This is a genomic window from Sphingomonas jinjuensis, from assembly GCF_014197105.1.
Lineage (GTDB): Bacteria > Pseudomonadota > Alphaproteobacteria > Sphingomonadales > Sphingomonadaceae > Sphingomonas > Sphingomonas jinjuensis.
The window spans coordinates 77,117-96,279 of the sequence record NZ_JACIEV010000003.1 but is presented as its reverse complement, the minus strand read 5'-3'; the positions used below and the strand labels follow the sequence as shown (position 1 = coordinate 96,279).

Sequence of the window (19,163 nt, the reverse complement as noted above, 5' to 3'; positions counted from 1 at the left end):
CGTTGTATCGGATGACCGGATGATCGATCGCGACGATGGCCCGCTACGCAGCACCGCGATCATCGGCGGCGGCACCGCCGGCTGGATGACCGCGGCGGCCCTGTCGCGCGTGCTTGGCCCTCTGCGCCCCCGCATCACGCTGGTCGAGTCCGAAGAGATCGGGACGATCGGCGTCGGCGAGGCGACGATCCCACCGCTTCAGGCCTTCAACGCGATGCTGGGCATCGACGAGGACGATTTCGTCCGCGCGACCCAGGGCACGTTCAAGCTCGGCATCGAATTCGTCGACTGGTGGCGCCCCGGCCACCGCTATTTCCACCCGTTCGGCGTCTACGGCATCGACTTCGGCGCCGTGCCGTTCGAAGCGATCTGGCGACGCCTGCGTCGTGAGGGCCGCGCCGGGCCGCTCGCCGACTATTCGATCTGCACCGCCGCCGCCGCGAACGGCCGCTTCATGCGGCCCCAGCCCGGCAACACGCCGCTGGCGCAGATCGGCTATGCCTTCCACTTCGACGCCGGCCTCTACGCACGCTACTTGCGCGCCCGCGCCGAGGAAGCCGGCGTCACGCGGCGCGAAGGGCGGATCGTCGACGTCGTCCGCGACGGTGCCACCGGCTTCGTCGAGGGGGTCACGCTCGCCGACGGCACGCGGGTGGAGGCCGACTTCTTCGTCGATTGCTCGGGGTTTCGCGGGCTGCTGATCGATGGTGCCCTCGGCGCCGGGTTCGAGGACTGGAGCCATTGGCTACCCAACGACCGCGCCGTCGCCGTGCCGAGCGCCAACGTCGGCCCTCCGACACCCTACACCCGCTCGACCGCGCGTCCCGCCGGATGGCAGTGGCGGATTCCACTGCAACACCGCACCGGCAACGGCTATGTGTTCTCAAGCGCACACCTGTCGGACGACGAGGCGACGGCGACGCTGCTAGGCTCGCTCGATGGCGAGGCGCTGGCCGACCCGCGCATCTTGCGCTTCCGCACCGGACGTCGCGACCGGATGTGGATCGGCAATTGCGTCGCGCTCGGTCTGGCGGGCGGCTTTCTCGAGCCGCTTGAATCGACGTCGATCCATCTCGTCCAGGCTGGGATCGCACGGCTGCTCGAGATGCTGCCGACGCGCGCCTGCGATCCCGCCGACACTCGTCGCTACAATCGGCTGATGGCCGCCGAATTCGACCAGGTCCGCGACTTCGTGATCCTGCATTTCCACGCCAGCGAGCGTCGCGACAGCGCCTATTGGCGGGATCAGGCGGAGCGGCCCATCCCGGAGACGCTGGCCGAGCGGCTGGCGATCTACGCGCGCACCGGCCGCGTGTACCGCGAAGCCGACGAACTGTTCACCAAGACGAGTTGGCTGGCGGTCATGGACGGCCAGGGCCTGTCGGCGGCCGGCCACGATCCCCTCGCCGACGCCATGCCGCTCGACGAGGCGACCGCGCGGTTGCAGCGCATTGCCGCCGTCACGACGGCCGCGGCGATGCACATGCCGACGCAGGCGGACTTCATCGCCCGCCATTGTGCCGCACGCGAGGAAACGCAAGACCGGGCGATTGATCTGGATTGACGAACGCCACCGTTTTGTCGGACAACAAAATCCGAGAGGGAGTCGCGATGCGTAGTCTGTTGTTGGTGAGCGCCGCGGTGGTGGCGGTGTCGGCGGTGACCGCGCAGGATGCGCCGCCTCGCGTCGCTCCGGTACAGGTAGACCCCAGCCGCCCCGATTGGGAAAATCCCGCCGTCTTCGCGCATGGCAAGATGCCGGCGCATGCGACCGCCTTTCCGTTCGAGAGCCGGGCAAAGGCGGTCGCCGGCGATCCCGCGCAATCGGACCGGTTCCTGTCGCTGAACGGCACCTGGCGTTTCCATCTGTCGATGGCCACCGACACGCCCGCGGGGTTCGAGCGCCCCGACTATGACGTATCGGCATGGAAGAACATCAAGGTCCCGGCCGACTGGCAGGCCGAGGGCTTCGACCAGCCGCGCTACAACAACATCACCTATCCCTTCCCCGCCAATCGCCCGCTGATCCCGCACGCGACCAATCCGGTCGGGTCCTATCGCCGCGACGTCGACCTGCCGGCGGGTTGGCGCGGGCAGGATGTCGTCCTCCACATCGGCGCTGCGGGGTCGGCCTACACCGTCTGGGTCAATGGCGAGAAGGTCGGCTATTCGGAGGATTCGAAGCTTCCCAGCGAGTTCGACGTCACCCGCTTCGTGAAACCGGGGCGCAACACGGTAGCGATCCAGGTGATACGCTGGTCGGACGGCAGCTATCTGGAGGACCAGGATTTCTGGCGCGTCTCGGGCATCGAGCGCGAGGTCTATCTGATGGCCGCGCCCAAGACGTGGATCCGCGACTTCTTCGTTCATGCCGGGCTGGACGACGATTATCGCACGGGCACGCTGGCCGTCGACGTGGCGATCACGCCCGGCGCCGCGGCGACGGCGCGCTACACGCTGATGGATGGCGACCGCGTGGTGCTGGAAGGGCGGCAGGCCATCCCGGCCGGCGAGGGCGACCGCACCGTGACGCTGACGGGCCGCCTGCCAGCGGTGAAGCCATGGACCGCCGAGACGCCGAACCTCTACGCGCTGCTGCTCGAGCTGTACGACGCCAAGGGTCGCATCGTTCAGTCGAGCGACACCCGCATCGGCTTTCGCACCGTCGCGATTCTGGACGGACTGGTCAGCGTCAACGGCAAGCCGATCACGATCCGCGGCGTCAACCGCCACGAACATGATCCCGAGACGTTCCACGTCGTCAGCCGCGCCTCGATGGAACGCGACATCCGGCTGATGAAGCGTAACAACATCAACGCCATTCGCACATCGCACTACCCCAACGATCCGTATCTCTACGAACTCGCCGATCGCTACGGCCTCTATGTCATGGACGAGGCGAACATCGAGAGCCACGCGTACATGGATTACGCGAACAAGCATCCCGACGATCGCGCCAAGCTTCAGGTCGGCTTCGATCCCGCGTGGCGCGACGCGCACGTTAGCCGCGTCGCCAACATGGTCGAGCGTGACAAGAACCATCCCTCGATCATATTCTGGTCGCTCGGCAACGAGGCGGGGATCGGGCCCAATTTCGAAGCGGCGGCGGCGGCGGCCAAGCGGCGCGATCCCAGCCGCCTCGTCAGCTATCTCGGCTGGGGCACCTGGGACGGCGTCCACGATCACCGCCCCAACTGGTTCGCCGACATCTATGCGCCGATGTACGATCCGGCGGTCAAGATGGCCGATTACGCGACCAACTGGACGTTCAAGCAGCCGATGATCCAGTGCGAATATGGCCATATGATGGGCCAGTCGGGCGGCGATCTGAAGGAATATTGGGACACCATCTACGCTCACCCGAACAAGCTGCAGGGCGGCTTCGTGTGGGACTGGGTCGACCAGTCGATGTACCGCTATACCAAGGACGGCCGGCGCTATTGGGGTGACGGCAGCGAATATGGCCCCAACCCGGGTGGCGATATCGAGTTCGGCGACGGCCTGCTCCAGTCCGACCGCACCCCCAATCCGCAGCTGTATGAGCTGCGCAAGGTGTACAGCCCCGTCCAGTTCGACGGCTTCGATCCGGCGACCGGCCGGGTGACCGTCCGCAACCGCCACGACTTCCGCGATCTGTCCGGCTTCGCCTTCTCATGGGAAGTGATCGAGAACGGCGTGCCGGTCGCGGCCGGCCCGCTGCCCGATCTGAAGACGCCGGCCCGCGGCGCGGAAACGATTGCGCTGCCGCTGGGCGGCGTGTCGCGCAGGCCCGGCGCGGAATATCTGGTGACGATCAAGGTCGCGTCGAAGGACGGTGCGGTTCCTCTCGTAGCAGGCGGCACGCTGGTCGGCTTCGAGCAGTTCGTGCTGACCGACGCGGCACCCGCCCCGTCGATCGCGGACGGCAGCGCGACGCTGGGCCAGACCCGCGACGCCTTCACGCTCAGTGCCGGCGGCGCGGTGCTCGAGATCGATCGCAAGACCGGCCTGATGCGCCGCTATGCCAAGGACGGTCGCGATCTCGCGACCGGCGGTGCGCCGCATTTCTGGCGCGCGGTGACCGACAACGACCTGGGCATCGGCACCGACAGGCAGCTGGCCGTATGGAAGGCGATGAGCGACGCGCGCAAGGTCGCGTCGATCAAGCCGGCGCGCGACGGCATCACCGTCACCTATGATCTCGGTGACGGCGCCGCCCGGTTCGAGACTCGCTACGCGATGGCCGGCGACGGCTCGGTCGCGGTCGACGGCATGCTGACGCCGATCAAGGCGGATCTGCCGCCACCGTTCCGCGTCGGCCTGGCCTTCGCGATGCCGACCGACGTCACGACCGTCGAATGGTATGGCCGCGGGCCGCACGAAAGCTATGTCGATCGCAAGACCTCGGCACCGATCGGGCTGTGGCGCGGGCTGATCGCGGAGCAGAACCACGACTTCATCCGGCCGCAGGAAACCGGCAACAAGGTCGACGTGCGCTGGATGGAGCTGTCGGGCGCCGGCCGCGGCCTTCGCGTCCAGGGCGACCGGCCGCTGATGATGAACGCGCTCGCCTTCCCCTATGCCGATCTCGACCGGCACACGCCGGGCACCTGGAAGTCGACCGACATTGTCCCCCACGGCCAGGTCACGCTGCTCGTCGACTCCGCGCAATGGGGCGTCGGCGGCGACACCCAGTGGAGCGCGGTCGGCAAGCCCCTGCCCCAGTATCGCACCACGCTGGCGCCGACCCGCGTCACCTTCCGCCTGTCGCCCTTTGCCGGCGACGGCACCACGCCCGACAAGGCGCGCCCGGCGCGCGCGACGGAGACCGAATGATGCGCATGATCCCCTTCCTCGCGACGCTATCGCTCGCCGCCTCGCCGCTCGCCGCGCAGACCGCCGAGGCACCCGCGCAGGTCACCGTCCACGGCGACCAGCCCGCGCCCAAGTTCGACCGCCGCATCTTCGGCCAGTTCGCCGAGCATCTCGGCACCGGCATTTACGGGGGCATCTGGGTCGGCAAGGGCAGCAAGGTGCCCAACGTCAACGGCTATCGCCGCGACGTCATCGACGCGCTGAAGGCGATCCGCGTCCCCGTCATCCGCTGGCCGGGCGGCTGCTTCGCCGACGAATATCACTGGCGTGAAGGCGTCGGCCCGCAGGCGAAGCGCAAGGTGAAGATCAACACCAACTGGGGCGGCGTCACCGAGGACAACCGCTTCGGCACGCATGAATTCATGAACTATTCCGAGGCTGTCGGCGCCGAGGCCTATGTCTCGGGCAACATCGGCTCCGCGCCGCCGTTCGAGATGGCCGAATGGGTCGAGTACATGACCTCGCCGACCGGATCGAGCCTGGCGAAGGAACGCGCCGCCAACGGCCGCAAGGAACCCTGGAAGGTGCCGATGTTCGGTCTCGGCAATGAATTGTGGGGCTGCGGCGGCGAGATGCGCCCGGAATATGCCGCCGACGTGACCCGGCGCTATTCCGCGTTCGTGAAGGTGCCCGAAGGCGTCAAGATCATGAAGATCGCCAGCGGCGCCAATAGCGGCGACTATAATTGGACCGAGGTGATGATGCGCGAGGCCGGGCGCCAGTTCGACGGCATCGGTGTCCACTATTACACCATCCCCTACACCTGGGGCCACAAGGGCGCGGCGACCGGCTTCGACGAGGACCAGTGGGCGCGCACCCTCGCCAAGACCCTGAAGATGGACGAATATATCACCGGCCACGCCAAGGTGATGGACAAATACGATCCCAAGAAGCGGGTCGCGTTGCTCGTCGACGAATGGGGCACCTGGTACGATGTCGAGCCGGGCACCAATCCCGGTTTCCTCTATCAGCAGAACTCCCTGCGCGACGCGCTCGTCACCAGCCTGAACTTCGACATCTTCGCGCGCCACACCGATCGCCTGCGCGGCGCGAACATCGCGCAGATGGTCAACGTCCTCCAGTCGATGCTGCTGACCGACGGTAGCCGGATGGTGAAGACGCCGACCTATTGGGTGTTCGACCTGTACAAGGACTATCAGGACGGCACCGTCCTGCCCGTCGACGTCGAATCGCGCTGGTACAACAAGAACGAATGGACGATGCGCACGGTCAGTGCGAGCGCGGTGCGCGGTGTCGATGGCGCGATCCACATGGGTCTCACCAACGTCGACCCGAACCGGCCCGAGACGGTCACCGTCAAGCTCGACGGCGTCAGTGGCGGGGCCGTCAGCGGCCGGATCGTCACCGCCGATGCGATCGATGCGCACAACACGTTCGACAAGCCCGACGTGGTAAAGCCCGCCGCCTTCACCGGTGCCACCCTGTCGGGGAACAGGCTGACGGTGACGCTGCCGCCGAAATCGGTGGTGATGCTGGATATCCGCTGATGCGCTGGCTCCTGGCGGCGGCTTTGGTAGCGGGCACTGCGCCCGCGGCAGACCCGCCGCCACGCTGGAACGCGCCGGGCGACACCAATCCGGTGCTACCCGGCTATTTCGCCGATCCCTCGATCGTCCGCGACGCGGGCCGCTGGTACGTCTTCGCGACGATCGACCCCTGGGGCGGCGAACGGCTGGGGCTGTGGACGTCGGACAACGGCCGCGACTGGCGTTTCTCGACGCCGGACTGGCCCACCAAGGCCGCCGCGAAGAGCGCTACGGCCGGCGACGCCAACGTCTGGGCGCCTTCGGTCGTCAAGGCAGCGAACGGCCGCTGGTACATGTACGTGTCGATCGGCAGCGAGATCTGGGTCGGCACCGCCCCCTCGCCCGCCGGGCCGTGGCGCGACGCCCATGGCGGCAAGCCGCTGATCGCGCGCGACTTCGCACCCGCCTATCACATGATCGATGCCGAGGCGTTCGTCGACGACGACGGCCGCGCCTATCTCTATTGGGGATCGGGGCTCAACTGGACCAACGGCCACTGCTTCGTCGTCGCGCTGAAGCCGGACATGGTCACGTTCGACGGAAGCCCACGCGACGTGACGCCCTCGGGCTATTTCGAGGCGCCGTTAATGGTCAAGGCGGGCAAGCGCTACGTCCTGACCTACAGCGACGGCAACACGACCAAGGATACGTACAAGGTCCGCTACGCCGTCGGCGATACCCCCTTCGGCCCCTTTACCGAGGGTGCGACCAGCCCGATCCTCGAAACCCACCGCGACCGCAACGTCGTCAGTCCCGGGCATCACGCGGTGTTCCGCTCGGGCAGCGACAGCTACATCCTCTACCACCGCCAGGCGTTGCCATGGCCGCGCCGGGACGACGCGGTGCTTCGTCAGGTCGCGGTCGACCGCCTCGCCATCGGCATCGACGGTGTGGTCGCCAAAGTGGTGCCGACGCACGGCATACCCGTCGCCGGCTGGGCCAGCCATCGCGACACCGGCCTGCGCTGGCGCCCGATCGGCGATGGTGCCGCCGCCGCGGACGACAATTACGCGACGCTCTGGCGCGGCGGCACCCTCGTCGCCGACCTCGGCAAGGCGACACGTATCGGTGGATCCGAAATCAGGCCCGAATTCGCGACCAGCGACTATCACCTGACCATCGACGCCTCCGCCGACGGCAAAGCCTGGCGCACGATCGCCGATCGCACCGCCAGCGGTTCGCCCATCGTCCTGCCCCATGCCGTCACCGCGCGCTACCTGCGCCTACGCACCGCGCCTGGAACCGGGATTTGGGAGTGGGTGGTGCGGCCCTGATCGGGCGTCAGCCGTACCCCCCCCCGGCTGCCGGTACTCGCGGCACTTTATTCCGCGTTCTGCGTCTTGATGTTCGTCGATACGCGGCCCAACCCGCGGGGACGAGCGAAGGGGGTTGCATGAGCGACGGCAAGACGCGTGACCAGGCGGGGGATGACGATCAGCGAAACGACGACGACGGCCAGCAGCAGGACGACGATACGTCGCAGTCCGACGACGCCGGAGCCGATGAGGACGATGCGAAGCGCAAACCGTCGATCTTCAAGAAGCCGCTGTTCTGGATCATCCTGATCGCGGTGGTCGCCGCGCTGGTGATCGGCGGCACGCTCTATTACCTTCATGCTCGCCAATATGAGTCGACCGACGACGCCTTCGTCGATACCCATATCGTGCGCATCTCGGCGCAATCGCCGGGACGGCTGGTCGAGGTCGCCAATCTCGACAATCGCCATGTCCAGCCCGGCCGGCTATTGGCGGTGATCGAGCCGTCGGGCCCGGCCGCGCAACTCGCCGAAGCGCAGGCCAACGTGGTCCAGTCGGAAGCGCAGGTTCAGCAGGCGCTGGCGCAGGTGTCCGCCGCGATCGCCAACCGTGACCAGGCCGCCGCCGCCGCGCGGGTGCCGCTGGCCCAGGCGGAGAAGGCGCGCGCCGATCTCGCTCGCTACGAAGCGCTGCTGCGGATCGATCCGGCCGCGGTCGCTGGCCAGCAGCTCGATCAGGCCCGGGCGCAGGCCCGCGCCACCGCCGCCGACGCCGCCGCCGCACGCCGCCAGGTCGATGCCGCCGACGCGCAGGTGACGGTGGCGACGCGCCAGGTGAAATCGGCGGAAGCCGTCGTCGGCGCCCGCAAGGCGCAGGTCAGCCAGGCGAACACCACCGTCGGCGATCTGCGCATCAAGGCCCCCGTCGCCGGCCAGGTCGTCAACCGCCAGGTCAATCTCGGCTCCTATGTCCAGGCAGGGACCCAACTGCTCGCGATCGTGCCCGACACGATGTGGGTCACCGCCAACTTCAAGGAAACGCAGCTGACGCTGATGCGTCGCGGACAGCCCGTGGCGATCAAGGTCGATGCCTATCCCGACATCGAGTTCGTCGGCCACGTCGATTCGATCCAACGCGGCGCGGGCCAGGCCTTCGCGCTGCTGCCGCCGCAGAACGCGACCGGCAATTACGTGAAGGTCGTCCAGCGCGTACCCGTGCGCATCCTGTTCGACGTCGGCGGCGATCGGCCCGATCCGCGCCGCTATCCGATCGGACCCGGCATGTCGGTCGTCCCCACCGTCAAGGTCCGCTGAGGTGGCCGCCAAGGCTGCGGCCAGGCAGAAGCGTGGCAGTGGCAGCGGCGGCGGCGGCGAATGGAGCCCCAGCCGCTCGGCCGCGGGTCGCTATTCGCCCTGGCTGATCGTTGCCATCATCTCGATCCCGACCTTCATGGAGGTGCTCGACACCTCGATCGCCAATGTCGCACTCGATCACATCGCCGGCGGCCTGTCGGTATCGAGCGACCAGGCGACCTGGGTGCTGACGAGCTACCTCGTCGCCAACGCGATCGTCATTCCGATCTCCGGCTGGCTGTCCGATGCGATCGGGCGGAAGCGCTATTTCCTGATGTCGATCGCGCTGTTCACGCTGTCGTCGCTGTTGTGCGGGCTCGCCCCCAACCTGTCGACGCTGGTGCTCGCCCGCGTGCTGCAGGGCATCGGCGGCGGCGGACTCGCGCCGGTCGAGCAGTCGATCCTCGCCGATACCTTCCCGCCCGAAAAGCGCGGCATGGCCTTCGCCGCCTTTGCCATCGTCGTCGTCGTCGGTCCGGTGCTGGGGCCGACGCTGGGCGGCTACATCGTCGAATATTCGTCGTGGCACTGGGTGTTCCTCATCAACGTTCCCGTCGGCATCGCCGCCTGGTTCCTGGTCGAGATCTTCGTCGACGAGCCCGAGCAGGTGCAGAAGGACCGCGAAGAGAAGTTCAAGGGCGGTCTGCGCATCGATTACGTCGGCGTAGCGCTGGTGGCGCTGGGGCTCGGCTTCCTCGAAATCACCTTCGACCGTGGCGAGCGAGAGGACTGGTTCTCCAGCCCGCTGATCGTCGGATCGGCGATCATCGCCGTCACGTCGTTGATATCGCTCGTGGTGTGGGAACTGAACCACAAGGATCCCGTCGTCGACCTGCGCCTGCTGAAGAACCGCAACTTCGCGCTGACGATCGGGGTGATGGCGATCACCGGCATGATCCTGTTCGGCACGACCCAGCTGATCCCGCAGATGCTGCAGCAGGTACTGGGCTATTCGTCGCTCGATGCCGGGCTGGCGCTGACGGCGGGCGGTGTCGCGACGCTGGTCGCGGTGCCCTTTGCCGGGCGACTGGCGGGGGTAGTCGACGTCCGCTTCCTGTTGTTTCCCGCGCTGCTCGTCCAAGCGGCGGCGCTGTGGAACATGTCGCACCTGACCGCCGACATCACCTTCTGGGATGCCGCGACCGCGCGACTGTACCAGGCGGTGGCGCTGCCGTTTCTGTTCGTGCCGATCAACGCCATCGCCTATGTCGGCCTTCGCCAGAACCAGACGGCGCAGGCATCGAGCCTGCTCAACGTCGCCCGCAACCTCGGCGGCACCGTTGGCATCAGCATGTCGCAGACGTTGCTGACCAACGGGTTGCAACGGCACCAGAGCGAACTCGTCCAGCCGCTCAATCCGCTCGATCCCAACTATAACGAATGGCTGGCGACGGCGGGCAAGGCCTTCGCCGGCACCGGCGATCCCACCACCACGCCGCTGGCGGTGCTCTACAGCCAGGTCCAGCGCCAGGCGTCGATGCTGGCGTTTCTCGACGTGTTCCGCACGCTGATGATCGTCGTGCTGGTCGTGGCGCCCGTCGTCCTGTTCATGCGCGCCAGCAAGACGAGCGGCAACCAGGGGGGAATGCATTGATGCGACGGCTGCTGATCGCGATGGCGGCTTCCACGGCGATGCTGGCCGGCTGCACCGTCGGACCCGACTACCATCCCGCCGATCCGGTCGCGGTCCCCGCCAGCTTCGCCGGGCCCCAGGCCGCGGGGCCGGGCGTCGACGTCACCACCTGGTGGACGGCGTTCGGCGATCCCCAGCTCGATGCCCTGATCGAGCGGGCGCTGCGCGACAGCCCCGACATCGGCATCGCCGCCGCACGCGTCCGCCAGGCCAGGCTGCAGGAAATCGTCGCCCGCTCGGCCGGCGGGCCGCAGGTCAATGCCAGCGCCAACGCCACGCATATCGAGTTCAGCAAGAACGCCGGCTTCGCGTCGCTCGCGCGGCTGTTCGGGGGCGGTGGCGGCGCCGGCGGGGCGGCGGGCGGCAGCGGCTCGAGCGGCGGGATTGCGCTGCCCGGCAGCGGCATCACCACCTATGCCGCCGGCTTCGATGCCAGCTGGGAGCTCGACGTGTTCGGCGGCGTCCGGCGTGGGGTGCAGGCGGCGACCGCCCGCACCGAAGCGGCGGAGTGGAACCGACGCGATGCCGCGGTGATGATCGCGGGCGAGGTCGCCCAGGCCTATCTGGCGCTGCGCACCGATCAGGCGCAGGTCGCGGTGATCGAGGCGGAACTAGTCCGCCAGCGCGGCGCGCTCGCCATCGCCGGCGACGTCGCGAAGGTCGGGCTGGTCCCGCCGATCGACGTCACCCGCCAGCGTGGCCAGATCACCAATACCGAGGCGCGGCTGGCACCGATCCGCGCCGACATCGACATCCGCCGCCACGCGCTCGCGATCCTGCTGGCGCAACCGCCCGCGGCGCTCGACGCCGAACTGGCCGCGCCGGGCGTCGTCCTGCCGCCCGCCCCCGCCATTCCCGCCGGGTTGCCGTCTGACCTGCTGAAGCGGCGTCCTGACGTTCGCGCCGCCGAACGCAACGTCGCCGCCGCCAGCGCCGACATCGGCGTCGCTACCGCCGACCTCTACCCCCATTTCAGCCTGACCGGCATGGCGCAGCTGATCTCGACGGCGCTGTCGAACCTGATCAGCCGCGACAGCCTGCAACTGACGGGCACCGGCGGCGTCCAGCTGCCGCTGCTCGATGGCGGACGGCGACGGGCGACGGTGAAGCTGCGCGAGGCACAGCGTGACGAGGCGGTGCTGCAATATCGCGGCGTCGTTCTCCAGGCGCTGCGCGACGTCGAGGACACGCTGTCGCAAATCGCCGCCGAACGCCTCCGCCACGAAGCCCTGTCGCGCGCCGTCGCCGATGCGGCGGCCAGCGAGCGTGCGATCGGCGCCCAGTACCGCACCGGCTTCGTCGCCCAGGACGCGCTGCTCAACGCGGAGGCCCAGTCGCTGTCGGCGCGCGAGCAGCTGGCGCTGAGCGACGCGGCGCTGCGCCAGCAGACGGTGGCGCTGTTCAAGGCGCTCGGCGGCGGCTGGTCGCCGGGCGATGGGGTACGCTAGCCCGGGCCGCCGCCCAGGCTAGCGCCCTACCGTCACCAGATCCGCACGCGATCGGCGGGCGCCAGATACTGCTTCTGGCTGGGATCGATGTTCCACGCCGCATACCAGGCATCGACGTTGCGCAGCGGGTTGACCGCGCGTATCTGCCCCGGCGAGTGCGGATCGCTGACGAGCTGCTGGCGTAGCGCCTCGTTGCGGAACAGCGTCCGCCACACCTGGCCCCAGCCCAGGAAGAAGCGCTGGTCGCCGGTGAAGCCGTCGATCACCGGTGCAGGCTTGCCGCCGAGCGAATTGTGATAGGCGTCGAGCGCGATCAGCACGCCCCCCAGGTCGCCGATATTCTCCCCCATCGACGCGCGACCATTGATGTGGATACCGGGCAGCCCTTCGAAGCTGTACGCTTCATACTGGCCGCCGAGACGCGAGGCCTGCGCCTCGAACTTGGTGGCGTCCTCTGCCGTCCACCAGTCGCGCAGCACGCCGCGCCCGTCGGACTTGCGGCCCTGATCGTCGAAGCCGTGGCTGATCTCGTGACCGATCACCCCGCCGATGCCGCCATAGTTCACCGCATCGTCGGCCTTGGGATCGAAGAACGGCGGCTGCAGGATGGCGGCCGGGAAGACGATCTCGTTCTTCACCGAGTTGTAATAGGCGTTGACCGTCTGCGGCGTCATTCCCCACTCGGCCTTGTCGACCGGGTTGCCGATGCGGCGACGCCGATAGTCCCATTCGAACCGCTGCGCCGCTTCGGCATTGCCGACCAGGTCGTGGGGCTTGATCGACAGCGCGCTATAATCGCGCCACTTGTCGGGATAGCCGATCTTGACGTTGAAACCCTGAAGCTTCTCGAGCGCCTGCGTTTTGGTCGCCGCGCCCATCCAGGTCAGGTTGCGGATGCGGCCGGCGAGCGCGACGCGCAGGTTGCCGACCAGCGTGTCCATCTTCGCCTTGGATTCGGGCGGGAAATAGAGCGCGACGTAATCGCGGCCGATACCCTCGCCGATGCCGTTCTCGGTAAAAGCGACGGCGCGCTTCCACCGCTCGCGCTGCTGGGGCTGGCCGTTCAGGAATTTGGAGCGGAAATCGAACTGCGCATCGACGAAGCGCTTCGACAACAACGGCGCCATGTCGTCGGTGATGCGGAACGCCTCCCACGCCTTCAGCGTCGGCAGGTCGGTGTCGGTGAACACCTTGGCGATGCCGGGAAAGGCGGTGTTCTGGGCGACGATGACGCGATCGGCGGCGTCGATGCCCGCCGCCTTGAAGAAGGTCGGCCAGGCAAAACCTGGCGCCTGCGTCGCGAGCTGCGCCAAGGTCGTCGGATTATACGTCTTGTCGCGGTCGCGGCTCTGCGCCCGCGTCCAGTGCGCGGACGCCAGCTTCGTCTCCATCGCCACGACCGCATTCGCCGCCGCTTCCGGGTTCGGCCAGCCCGCGAACGTCAGCATCTGCGCGACATATTGGCGGTAGCGCGCGACTTGCGGCGCGAACTTGGGATCGAGATACAGCTCGCGGTCGCCGAGCCCCAGGCCCGACTGGCGCAGGTAGAGGGAATAGATGTCGGGCTGCTTGGCGTCGTCGTTGATGCCCGGCGCGAAGAAGCTGGCGCCGAAGCCGCCCAGCGACCGGCCCATCAGCCGCGCGATATCGTCCTTCGACGCCGCCGCCTTCACCGGCGCCAGGCGCTGGATCAGCGGTGCCGCATCGAGGCGATCCGCCGTCGCGCTGTCCATGAAGTCGGCATAGAGGATCGCGGCCTTCATCCGATCCGGGTGCGCCGTGTCGGTTACGCTGTAGCTGCCGATCAGGTTGCGCAACCGCTGCTCGGAAATGTCGCGCAGGACGGCAAAGGCACCGTAGGACGATCGATCGGCCGGGATCTGCGTGCGCGACACCCACGCGCCGTTGACGAAGCGGAACCAGTCGTCGCCCGCCTTCACGCTGCGGTCCATGCCGCTGACGTCGAAGCCCCAGCTGCCGTAGCGGTCGGGCTGCGTGCTGTTTTGACCTGCGGCGCCGGTCGTCGGCGCGACCTGCCCCGTGGCGGCCATGCCGAACGACGAGGCACCCAGAAGGGCAGCGAACGTCAGGCGCTTCAACATCGAGTCTGATCTCCGTGTAAGGTCAGGTGACCTTACCCGATCGATCGCGCCCTGCCACTAGCAAGATGACGGCGGCCGGGCGGTCCCGCCCCTGCCGCCGCCGCACATCACCCGTGGTCGAGCGCCAGCGTCTGCTGATGCTGGACGACGCGCCACACCTCATGCTCCAGCCGCCGGATCGTCGACGTACACCATGCCGCATAGCCGGGGCCGCCATCACGCTCCGCACGGACGTGATAGCCGATGACGATCAGCCCTTCGTGCGGCCGCGACACCGTGCGCTCGGTCAGTTCGGCACGCTCCCACACCGGCGTCGACGTCACCGCCTCGATCGCCGCGCTGCCGTGAAAGGCGAAGGGCGGTCGCGGCAGGATCATCACCACCTCGGGGTCGACCTTCTCGCGGTAATTGTCGGCGCCCTCGGTCCACAGGCTCTGCTCGAAGTTCCACAGCCGTTCGTCATCCACGCGCATTCTCCTTCGCGGGATCAAGCGGATGACGCGGGGCGGGGTTCCGGCCCGCGGGGTGATCTCCGCCGTCGCTAGATCACCATCAGCGCCAACGGCACGATCGTCCCGGCGACGAGCATGATGACGGACGCGCGACGCGTCGTCTTGCTATTGATCGCGATGATGGCGCCGAGCAGCGCCGACACGATCAGCCCGATCGACAGCAAGGCGACGAAAATCTGCATGGGCAGCCGCGACGAGGCCGGCTTGGCGGGTCGCGCCGCCGCGCCCTGTCGGGGCGATTCCGCCATTGGGCGCTTCTTGGGTCGTTCTGCACCCCGGTCGCGCGGCAGCGACGAATCCTTGTGGACGCTCGCCATCCAAACGATCCACGCCGGCGTCGTCCCGCCATAGCCCTTCTCTTCCTGCAACCGAAACGTCTGCAGCGCGCCGCTCAGCGAGAAGAGCAGGATCGCCGGCGTGAAGAACATGCCGATGTACAGGTGGACCCGACGCACCTGCTTCATCGTCTGCGCGTTGAACATCCTCCCTCGCTCCGCCCCTGCCAATCCGTCGATCTCGCCGCGGTCATAGGCGCAATCCCCACCGATGCGACAGCGTTCGTTTCGAGGGCGTCGGTCACAAGATGACCTCGACCGTGACGATCATCGGCTTGCCGTTGATCGTGCCGACGAGCGTGATGTCGCCGCCGACGCCGTGCGGATCGCGCATGGCTATCATGCTGGTCACCGCCATCGATGCGTCGAACAGCGGCTCGTCGGCGGGGCGCCCCGCTATCGTCAGGACCGTTCGCTCGTGCGTGTCATCGGCCCACGCCTGGAAACCCCAAGCCGATGATACCAGGCGCATTCCCTCACGGCGGACAGTGATAGGAGCGCCGTCGACAGGCGGGTTGAAGGCACATGTCGGCGACAGGCGCCTGTTCTTCAGCGTGTGGATGTAATCCGCCTCGAACGTCCGGCAGACGCCGTCGCTGAACGTCATGGCGACGGGACGAAAGCCGGGCGACCATGCCCGGACGAGTGCGAGGTTCGCCGGCAGCACCAGTTCATATGCCCCCACCACCGACAGCCTCGCGGTCAACCGCCGGCTGTAGCGAGGGCTGATCGCAAATCGACCGGCGATCTGTTGCTCGTCGACATGTCGAACGGTCGGCGCCGACGCGTCGCGCCGCGCCGCGTCAGCGCTCGATGAGCCGCCATGACCCGCCGTGACGGCCAGCGTCGTCAGGGTCGCAGCGATGGCGAGATAGTTCATGGCTTGGTTCAGCCTCGACGCGAGATATGCACACGCCGTTATCGTAACGCCAGGCCCAGCGCCCCGGCCCGGCATCACCTCGCCGACATTGCGCCCGGATGCGATCGACGAGAACGCCGGGCTTATTTCGGCAATGATCTGCTCCCCGTCACGCGGATCGTTGCGGCCGTGCCCGGGGCACCGGTGCCGTCCTGACCACCGCCGCCCCACAGCCGGTAGCTGCCAGGCGTCCACCGCATCGCGCCCTTGGCGTCGGCGAATGCCAGATCGCGCGGGTCGAGCGTGAAGGTCACGTGACGTGCCTCGCCGGGCGCGAGGCGGACACGTTCGAACCCCTTCAGCGAGCGGCGCGGCAGATCGGCGTGGCCGACCGGCTCGACATAGAGCTGGGACACCTCGCCCCCCGCGACCGCGCCGACGTTGCGGACGGTGACCGTAATGCTGGCCGGATGCCCCGCGCAACGTCGGACGAACGCTAAGCGGGTGTAGCTGAGGCCAGTCGATTCAAGCGGTTCGACGAACCCCGGCGACAGGTCGAGCGCGACGACGTTGTTCGTCCACGCCGCCTGGCGGCGACCGGTGCGATAGCGGATGTGTCGAGGATCGCCCGAGCGTTCGCCGGCGATGCTGCCGACGAGCCTCGCCGCCACCTCGTCCTCGTCCTCGTCCTCGTCTATGAAGGCGGAGGCGATGACGATGCCGTTGCCGACGCGATGCTGAAGCGGGGTCCGCCATTGCCAGCACGCGGTATGCGCGATCGATCGGGGATAGGGACGCGCCGGCTCAACTACCCGGCTCTGCGCTGCGAGGTCCGGTCGGTCGTCAGGCATTGCGTATGGCGGCCGCGACGGTTGCCACCGCCTATCGACGCGGGCTGCACGTGCCGGAGGACGTCACCATCTGCGGTTTCGACGACAGCTGCATCGCAACGACGATCTATCCGGAGTTGACGACAATTCGCCAGCCGATCACGGAAATGTCTATCGAGACGATCACGCAGCTGGTCGATTTGATCCACCAGTTCCGGTCAGGCAAGCCAAATTACCGGTCTACGTTGATGCCGCATCAGCTGATCGAGCGGCAGTCGTCGGCGACACTGCTGTAATAGGAACCGCCAGGCTTGCGTCGTCTATCGATCGACCGATCGTTCAGCAGCTCACACCTCGACACGGAACGGCTAAAAGCCGCCCAGTCACGATACCGCCTATCAACGAAGGGATCCAATTTTGCCGCAGCCGCTTCGCTTATGGACCGATGCCCTTCCCGCCGACTGGCGTGCCGGCACCTTCGTCGGCCGCCACCAGACCGCCGACGGCCCCTCGCCATTCATGCTCCGCAGGGGCCAGGCCTATGACATGGCGCGCGTCGCCCCGACCGTGTCGCTGCTCATCGCCGACCGAGCGTTCGATGGCGGCGAGCCGATCGACCTCGCCGCGATCACCGACATCCTCACCCCGATCGACCTGCAATGCGTGAAGGCCGCCGGCGTCACCTTCGCCGTCTCGGCCCTCGAGCGCGTCATCGAAGAGCGCGCCCGCGGCGACCATGGCCAGGCCGCCGCGATCCGGGGCCGGCTCGAAACCGCGCTCGGTGCCGGCATCCGCAGCGTCGTGCCCGGTTCGCCCGAAGCGGCGGCGCTCAAGGCGGCGCTGATCGCCGACGGCATGTGGTCGCAATATCTGGAGGTCGCGATCGGTCCCGATGCGGAGATCTTCACCAAGTCGCCCGTCCTCTCGACGGTCGGCCATGGCGCGCCTGTCGGCATCCGCTCCGATTCCATCTGGAACAACCCCGAGCCTGAGGTGGTGCTCGTCGCCGACCCAAACGGCGAGATCGTCGGTGCGACGCTGGGCAACGACGTGAACCTGCGCGATTTCGAGGGCCGCTCGGCATTGCTGCTCGGCAAGGCGAAGGACAACAACGCCTCCTGCTCGCTCGGCCCCGTCATCCGCCTGTTCGACGACGGCTACACGCTCGATGACGTCCGCACCGCCGACGTCGCGATGACGATCGCGGGCGAGGACGGCTATGTCCTCGACGGTGCCAGCACGATGCGCGAGATCAGCCGCGACCCCGCCGACCTGATGGCGCAGGCGATGAGCGAGCACCATTATCCCGACGGCCTCGTCCTCTTCTGCGGCACGCTGTTCGCGCCGACCAAGGATCGCGACGAGCCGGGGCGGGGCTTCACCCACAGGCAAGGCGATACGGTGACGATCAGCAGCGCGCGGCTCGGTACGCTCGCCAATCCGGTCACGACCTCGCGCGACGCACCGCCATGGGCGTTCGGCATCGCCGATCTGTTCCGTAACCTCGCCGCCCGGGGCCTGCTCGCATGACCGCCGTCTATCCCAGCCTCCAGGATCGCCGGGTCATCGTCACCGGCGGCGCCACCGGCATCGGCGCCGGCCTAGTCGAGGCGTTCGTCACTCAGGGCGCTCGTGTCGCGTTCGTCGACATCCAGGACGACGCGGGCGAATCACTCGCCGCCCGCCTGGCAACCGATGCGCGTCATGCGCCGATCTACCGCCACTGCGACCTCACCGACCTCGCCGACCTCGACCATGCCATGACCGCGCTCATCGCGGCGCTCGGCGGTGTCGACGTCCTCCTCAACAATGCCGCCAGCGACGACCGGCACAGCGTCCCCGACGTCACACCCCACTATTGGGACGAGCGGATGAACGTGAACCTGCGCCACAAGTTCTTCGCGGCGCAGGCGGCGGCGAAGGCGATGCGCGCGGGCGGACGCGGCGGCGTGATCCTCAACTTCGGCTCGATCAGCTGGCACCTCGGCCTGCCCGATCTCGTCCTCTACCAGACCGCCAAGGCTGCGATCGAAGGCATGACCCGGGGGCTCGCCCGCGAGCTCGGCCGCGACGGCATCCGCGTCAACACCATCGTCCCCGGCAATGTCCAGACCCCGCGGCAGGAGCGCTGGTACACGCCCGAGGGCGAGGCCGAGATCGTCGCCGCCCAATGCCTCGATGGCCGGATCCAGCCCGCCGACGTCGCCGCCGTCGCGCTGTTTCTCGCCGCCGACGACGCACGCATGTGTACGGGCCACGACTATTGGGTCGACGCAGGCTGGCGCTGACGTCAGGCCTCATCGATGCGGGCGTGACGGTTACCCGCCGAACTGCTTCCTGATCGCTGGCCGGGGTCAGCGACTGCACCGGCGCAGTAGTGGTGTTGGCTGACCTGCCAAACACCAGGTCGCTGCTCGGCGATCGTGTCTACGACG

The 19,163-nt window shown here is 67.8% G+C and carries 14 protein-coding genes and 1 pseudogene; 10 read left to right on the top strand and 5 right to left on the bottom strand.

Features of this window, described 5'->3' with window-relative positions; genetic code table 11:
• Positions 1 to 19 precede the first annotated feature (19 nt).
• From GGQ80_RS06260 to GGQ80_RS06230, 7 genes are all read left to right on the top strand, one after another.
• A complete protein-coding gene (locus GGQ80_RS06260) occupies positions 20 to 1,564 on the top strand; it encodes a tryptophan halogenase family protein (protein ID WP_183983052.1) in 1,545 nt (514 codons plus the stop codon).
• A 47-nt stretch (positions 1,565 to 1,611) separates the two neighbouring features.
• The gene (locus tag GGQ80_RS06255) at positions 1,612 to 4,815 is read left to right on the top strand and encodes a glycoside hydrolase family 2 TIM barrel-domain containing protein (protein ID WP_183983051.1); all 3,204 of its coding nucleotides are present in this window, start codon (positions 1,612 to 1,614) and stop codon (positions 4,813 to 4,815) included.
• Entirely contained in the window at positions 4,812 to 6,362 is a 1,551-nt protein-coding gene (locus tag GGQ80_RS06250; RefSeq protein ID WP_425506021.1) for an alpha-N-arabinofuranosidase, read from the top strand. Before GGQ80_RS06255 ends, GGQ80_RS06250 begins: the two co-directional genes overlap by 4 nt.
• Positions 6,362 to 7,675, top strand: coding sequence for a family 43 glycosylhydrolase (locus GGQ80_RS06245; protein WP_183983050.1), 1,314 nt, complete (start codon positions 6,362 to 6,364; stop codon positions 7,673 to 7,675). The genes GGQ80_RS06250 and GGQ80_RS06245 overlap by 1 nt, the downstream gene beginning before the upstream one ends.
• Positions 7,676 to 7,794: 119 nt before the next feature.
• Positions 7,795 to 8,970 (top strand): HlyD family secretion protein, encoded by a 1,176-nt coding sequence (locus GGQ80_RS06240; RefSeq protein WP_183983049.1) that lies wholly within the window; start codon positions 7,795 to 7,797, stop codon positions 8,968 to 8,970.
• Between the two features lies 1 nt (position 8,971).
• Entirely contained in the window at positions 8,972 to 10,603 is a 1,632-nt protein-coding gene (locus tag GGQ80_RS06235; RefSeq protein WP_343050893.1) for a DHA2 family efflux MFS transporter permease subunit, read from the top strand.
• Positions 10,603 to 12,090: an efflux transporter outer membrane subunit gene (locus GGQ80_RS06230; protein WP_183983048.1), complete on the top strand. Its 1,488-nt coding sequence runs from the start codon at positions 10,603 to 10,605 to the stop codon at positions 12,088 to 12,090. The genes GGQ80_RS06235 and GGQ80_RS06230 overlap by 1 nt, the downstream gene beginning before the upstream one ends.
• A gap of 32 nt (positions 12,091 to 12,122) precedes the next feature.
• On the opposite strand, the gene GGQ80_RS06225 is transcribed toward GGQ80_RS06230, so the two are convergent.
• The 5 genes from GGQ80_RS06225 to GGQ80_RS06205 form a co-directional block, all read right to left on the bottom strand.
• The gene (locus tag GGQ80_RS06225; protein ID WP_183983047.1) at positions 12,123 to 14,192 is read right to left on the bottom strand and encodes a M13 family metallopeptidase; all 2,070 of its coding nucleotides are present in this window, start codon (positions 14,190 to 14,192) and stop codon (positions 12,123 to 12,125) included.
• Positions 14,193 to 14,299: 107 nt separating this feature from the next.
• Entirely contained in the window at positions 14,300 to 14,665 is a 366-nt protein-coding gene (locus GGQ80_RS06220) for a DUF4440 domain-containing protein (RefSeq protein WP_221364221.1), read from the bottom strand.
• A gap of 68 nt (positions 14,666 to 14,733) precedes the next feature.
• Positions 14,734 to 15,186 (bottom strand): hypothetical protein, encoded by a 453-nt coding sequence (locus tag GGQ80_RS06215; RefSeq protein WP_246346909.1) that lies wholly within the window; start codon positions 15,184 to 15,186, stop codon positions 14,734 to 14,736.
• Positions 15,187 to 15,280: 94 nt separating this feature from the next.
• The gene (locus GGQ80_RS06210; RefSeq protein ID WP_183983045.1) at positions 15,281 to 15,919 is read right to left on the bottom strand and encodes a hypothetical protein; all 639 of its coding nucleotides are present in this window, start codon (positions 15,917 to 15,919) and stop codon (positions 15,281 to 15,283) included.
• 122 nt (positions 15,920 to 16,041) lie between these two features.
• Positions 16,042 to 16,749, bottom strand: a complete 708-nt coding sequence (locus GGQ80_RS06205) for a tryptophan 7-halogenase (protein WP_183983044.1) — start codon at positions 16,747 to 16,749, stop codon at positions 16,042 to 16,044.
• 5 nt (positions 16,750 to 16,754) lie between these two features.
• Between GGQ80_RS06205 and GGQ80_RS06200 the strand changes: the two are divergent.
• The 3 genes and pseudogenes from GGQ80_RS06200 to xylB all read left to right on the top strand — a co-directional run.
• Positions 16,755 to 17,024: pseudogene (locus GGQ80_RS06200) on the top strand (substrate-binding domain-containing protein); the annotation flags it as partial.
• A 121-nt stretch (positions 17,025 to 17,145) separates the two neighbouring features.
• The gene (locus tag GGQ80_RS06195) at positions 17,146 to 18,258 is read left to right on the top strand and encodes a fumarylacetoacetate hydrolase family protein (RefSeq protein WP_183983042.1); all 1,113 of its coding nucleotides are present in this window, start codon (positions 17,146 to 17,148) and stop codon (positions 18,256 to 18,258) included.
• Positions 18,255 to 19,016: a D-xylose 1-dehydrogenase gene (xylB, locus tag GGQ80_RS06190; protein WP_183983041.1), complete on the top strand. Its 762-nt coding sequence runs from the start codon at positions 18,255 to 18,257 to the stop codon at positions 19,014 to 19,016. The genes GGQ80_RS06195 and xylB overlap by 4 nt, the downstream gene beginning before the upstream one ends.
• Positions 19,017 to 19,163: the final 147 nt, after the last annotated feature.

Coding starts and splice junctions, on each gene's coding strand:
- GGQ80_RS06260 (WP_183983052.1), top strand. CDS start 20: ATGATCGATCGCGACGATGGCCCGCTACGCAGCACCGCGATCATCGGC.
- GGQ80_RS06255 (WP_183983051.1), top strand. CDS start 1,612: ATGCGTAGTCTGTTGTTGGTGAGCGCCGCGGTGGTGGCGGTGTCGGCG.
- GGQ80_RS06250 (WP_425506021.1), top strand. CDS start 4,812: ATGATGCGCATGATCCCCTTCCTCGCGACGCTATCGCTCGCCGCCTCG.
- GGQ80_RS06245 (WP_183983050.1), top strand. CDS start 6,362: ATGCGCTGGCTCCTGGCGGCGGCTTTGGTAGCGGGCACTGCGCCCGCG.
- GGQ80_RS06240 (WP_183983049.1), top strand. CDS start 7,795: ATGAGCGACGGCAAGACGCGTGACCAGGCGGGGGATGACGATCAGCGA.
- GGQ80_RS06230 (WP_183983048.1), top strand. CDS start 10,603: ATGCGACGGCTGCTGATCGCGATGGCGGCTTCCACGGCGATGCTGGCC.
- GGQ80_RS06225 (WP_183983047.1), bottom strand. CDS start 14,192: ATGTTGAAGCGCCTGACGTTCGCTGCCCTTCTGGGTGCCTCGTCGTTC.
- GGQ80_RS06220 (WP_221364221.1), bottom strand. CDS start 14,665: ATGCGCGTGGATGACGAACGGCTGTGGAACTTCGAGCAGAGCCTGTGG.
- GGQ80_RS06215 (WP_246346909.1), bottom strand. CDS start 15,186: ATGTTCAACGCGCAGACGATGAAGCAGGTGCGTCGGGTCCACCTGTAC.
- GGQ80_RS06210 (WP_183983045.1), bottom strand. CDS start 15,919: ATGAACTATCTCGCCATCGCTGCGACCCTGACGACGCTGGCCGTCACG.
- GGQ80_RS06205 (WP_183983044.1), bottom strand. CDS start 16,749: ATGCCTGACGACCGACCGGACCTCGCAGCGCAGAGCCGGGTAGTTGAG.
- xylB (WP_183983041.1), top strand. CDS start 18,255: ATGACCGCCGTCTATCCCAGCCTCCAGGATCGCCGGGTCATCGTCACC.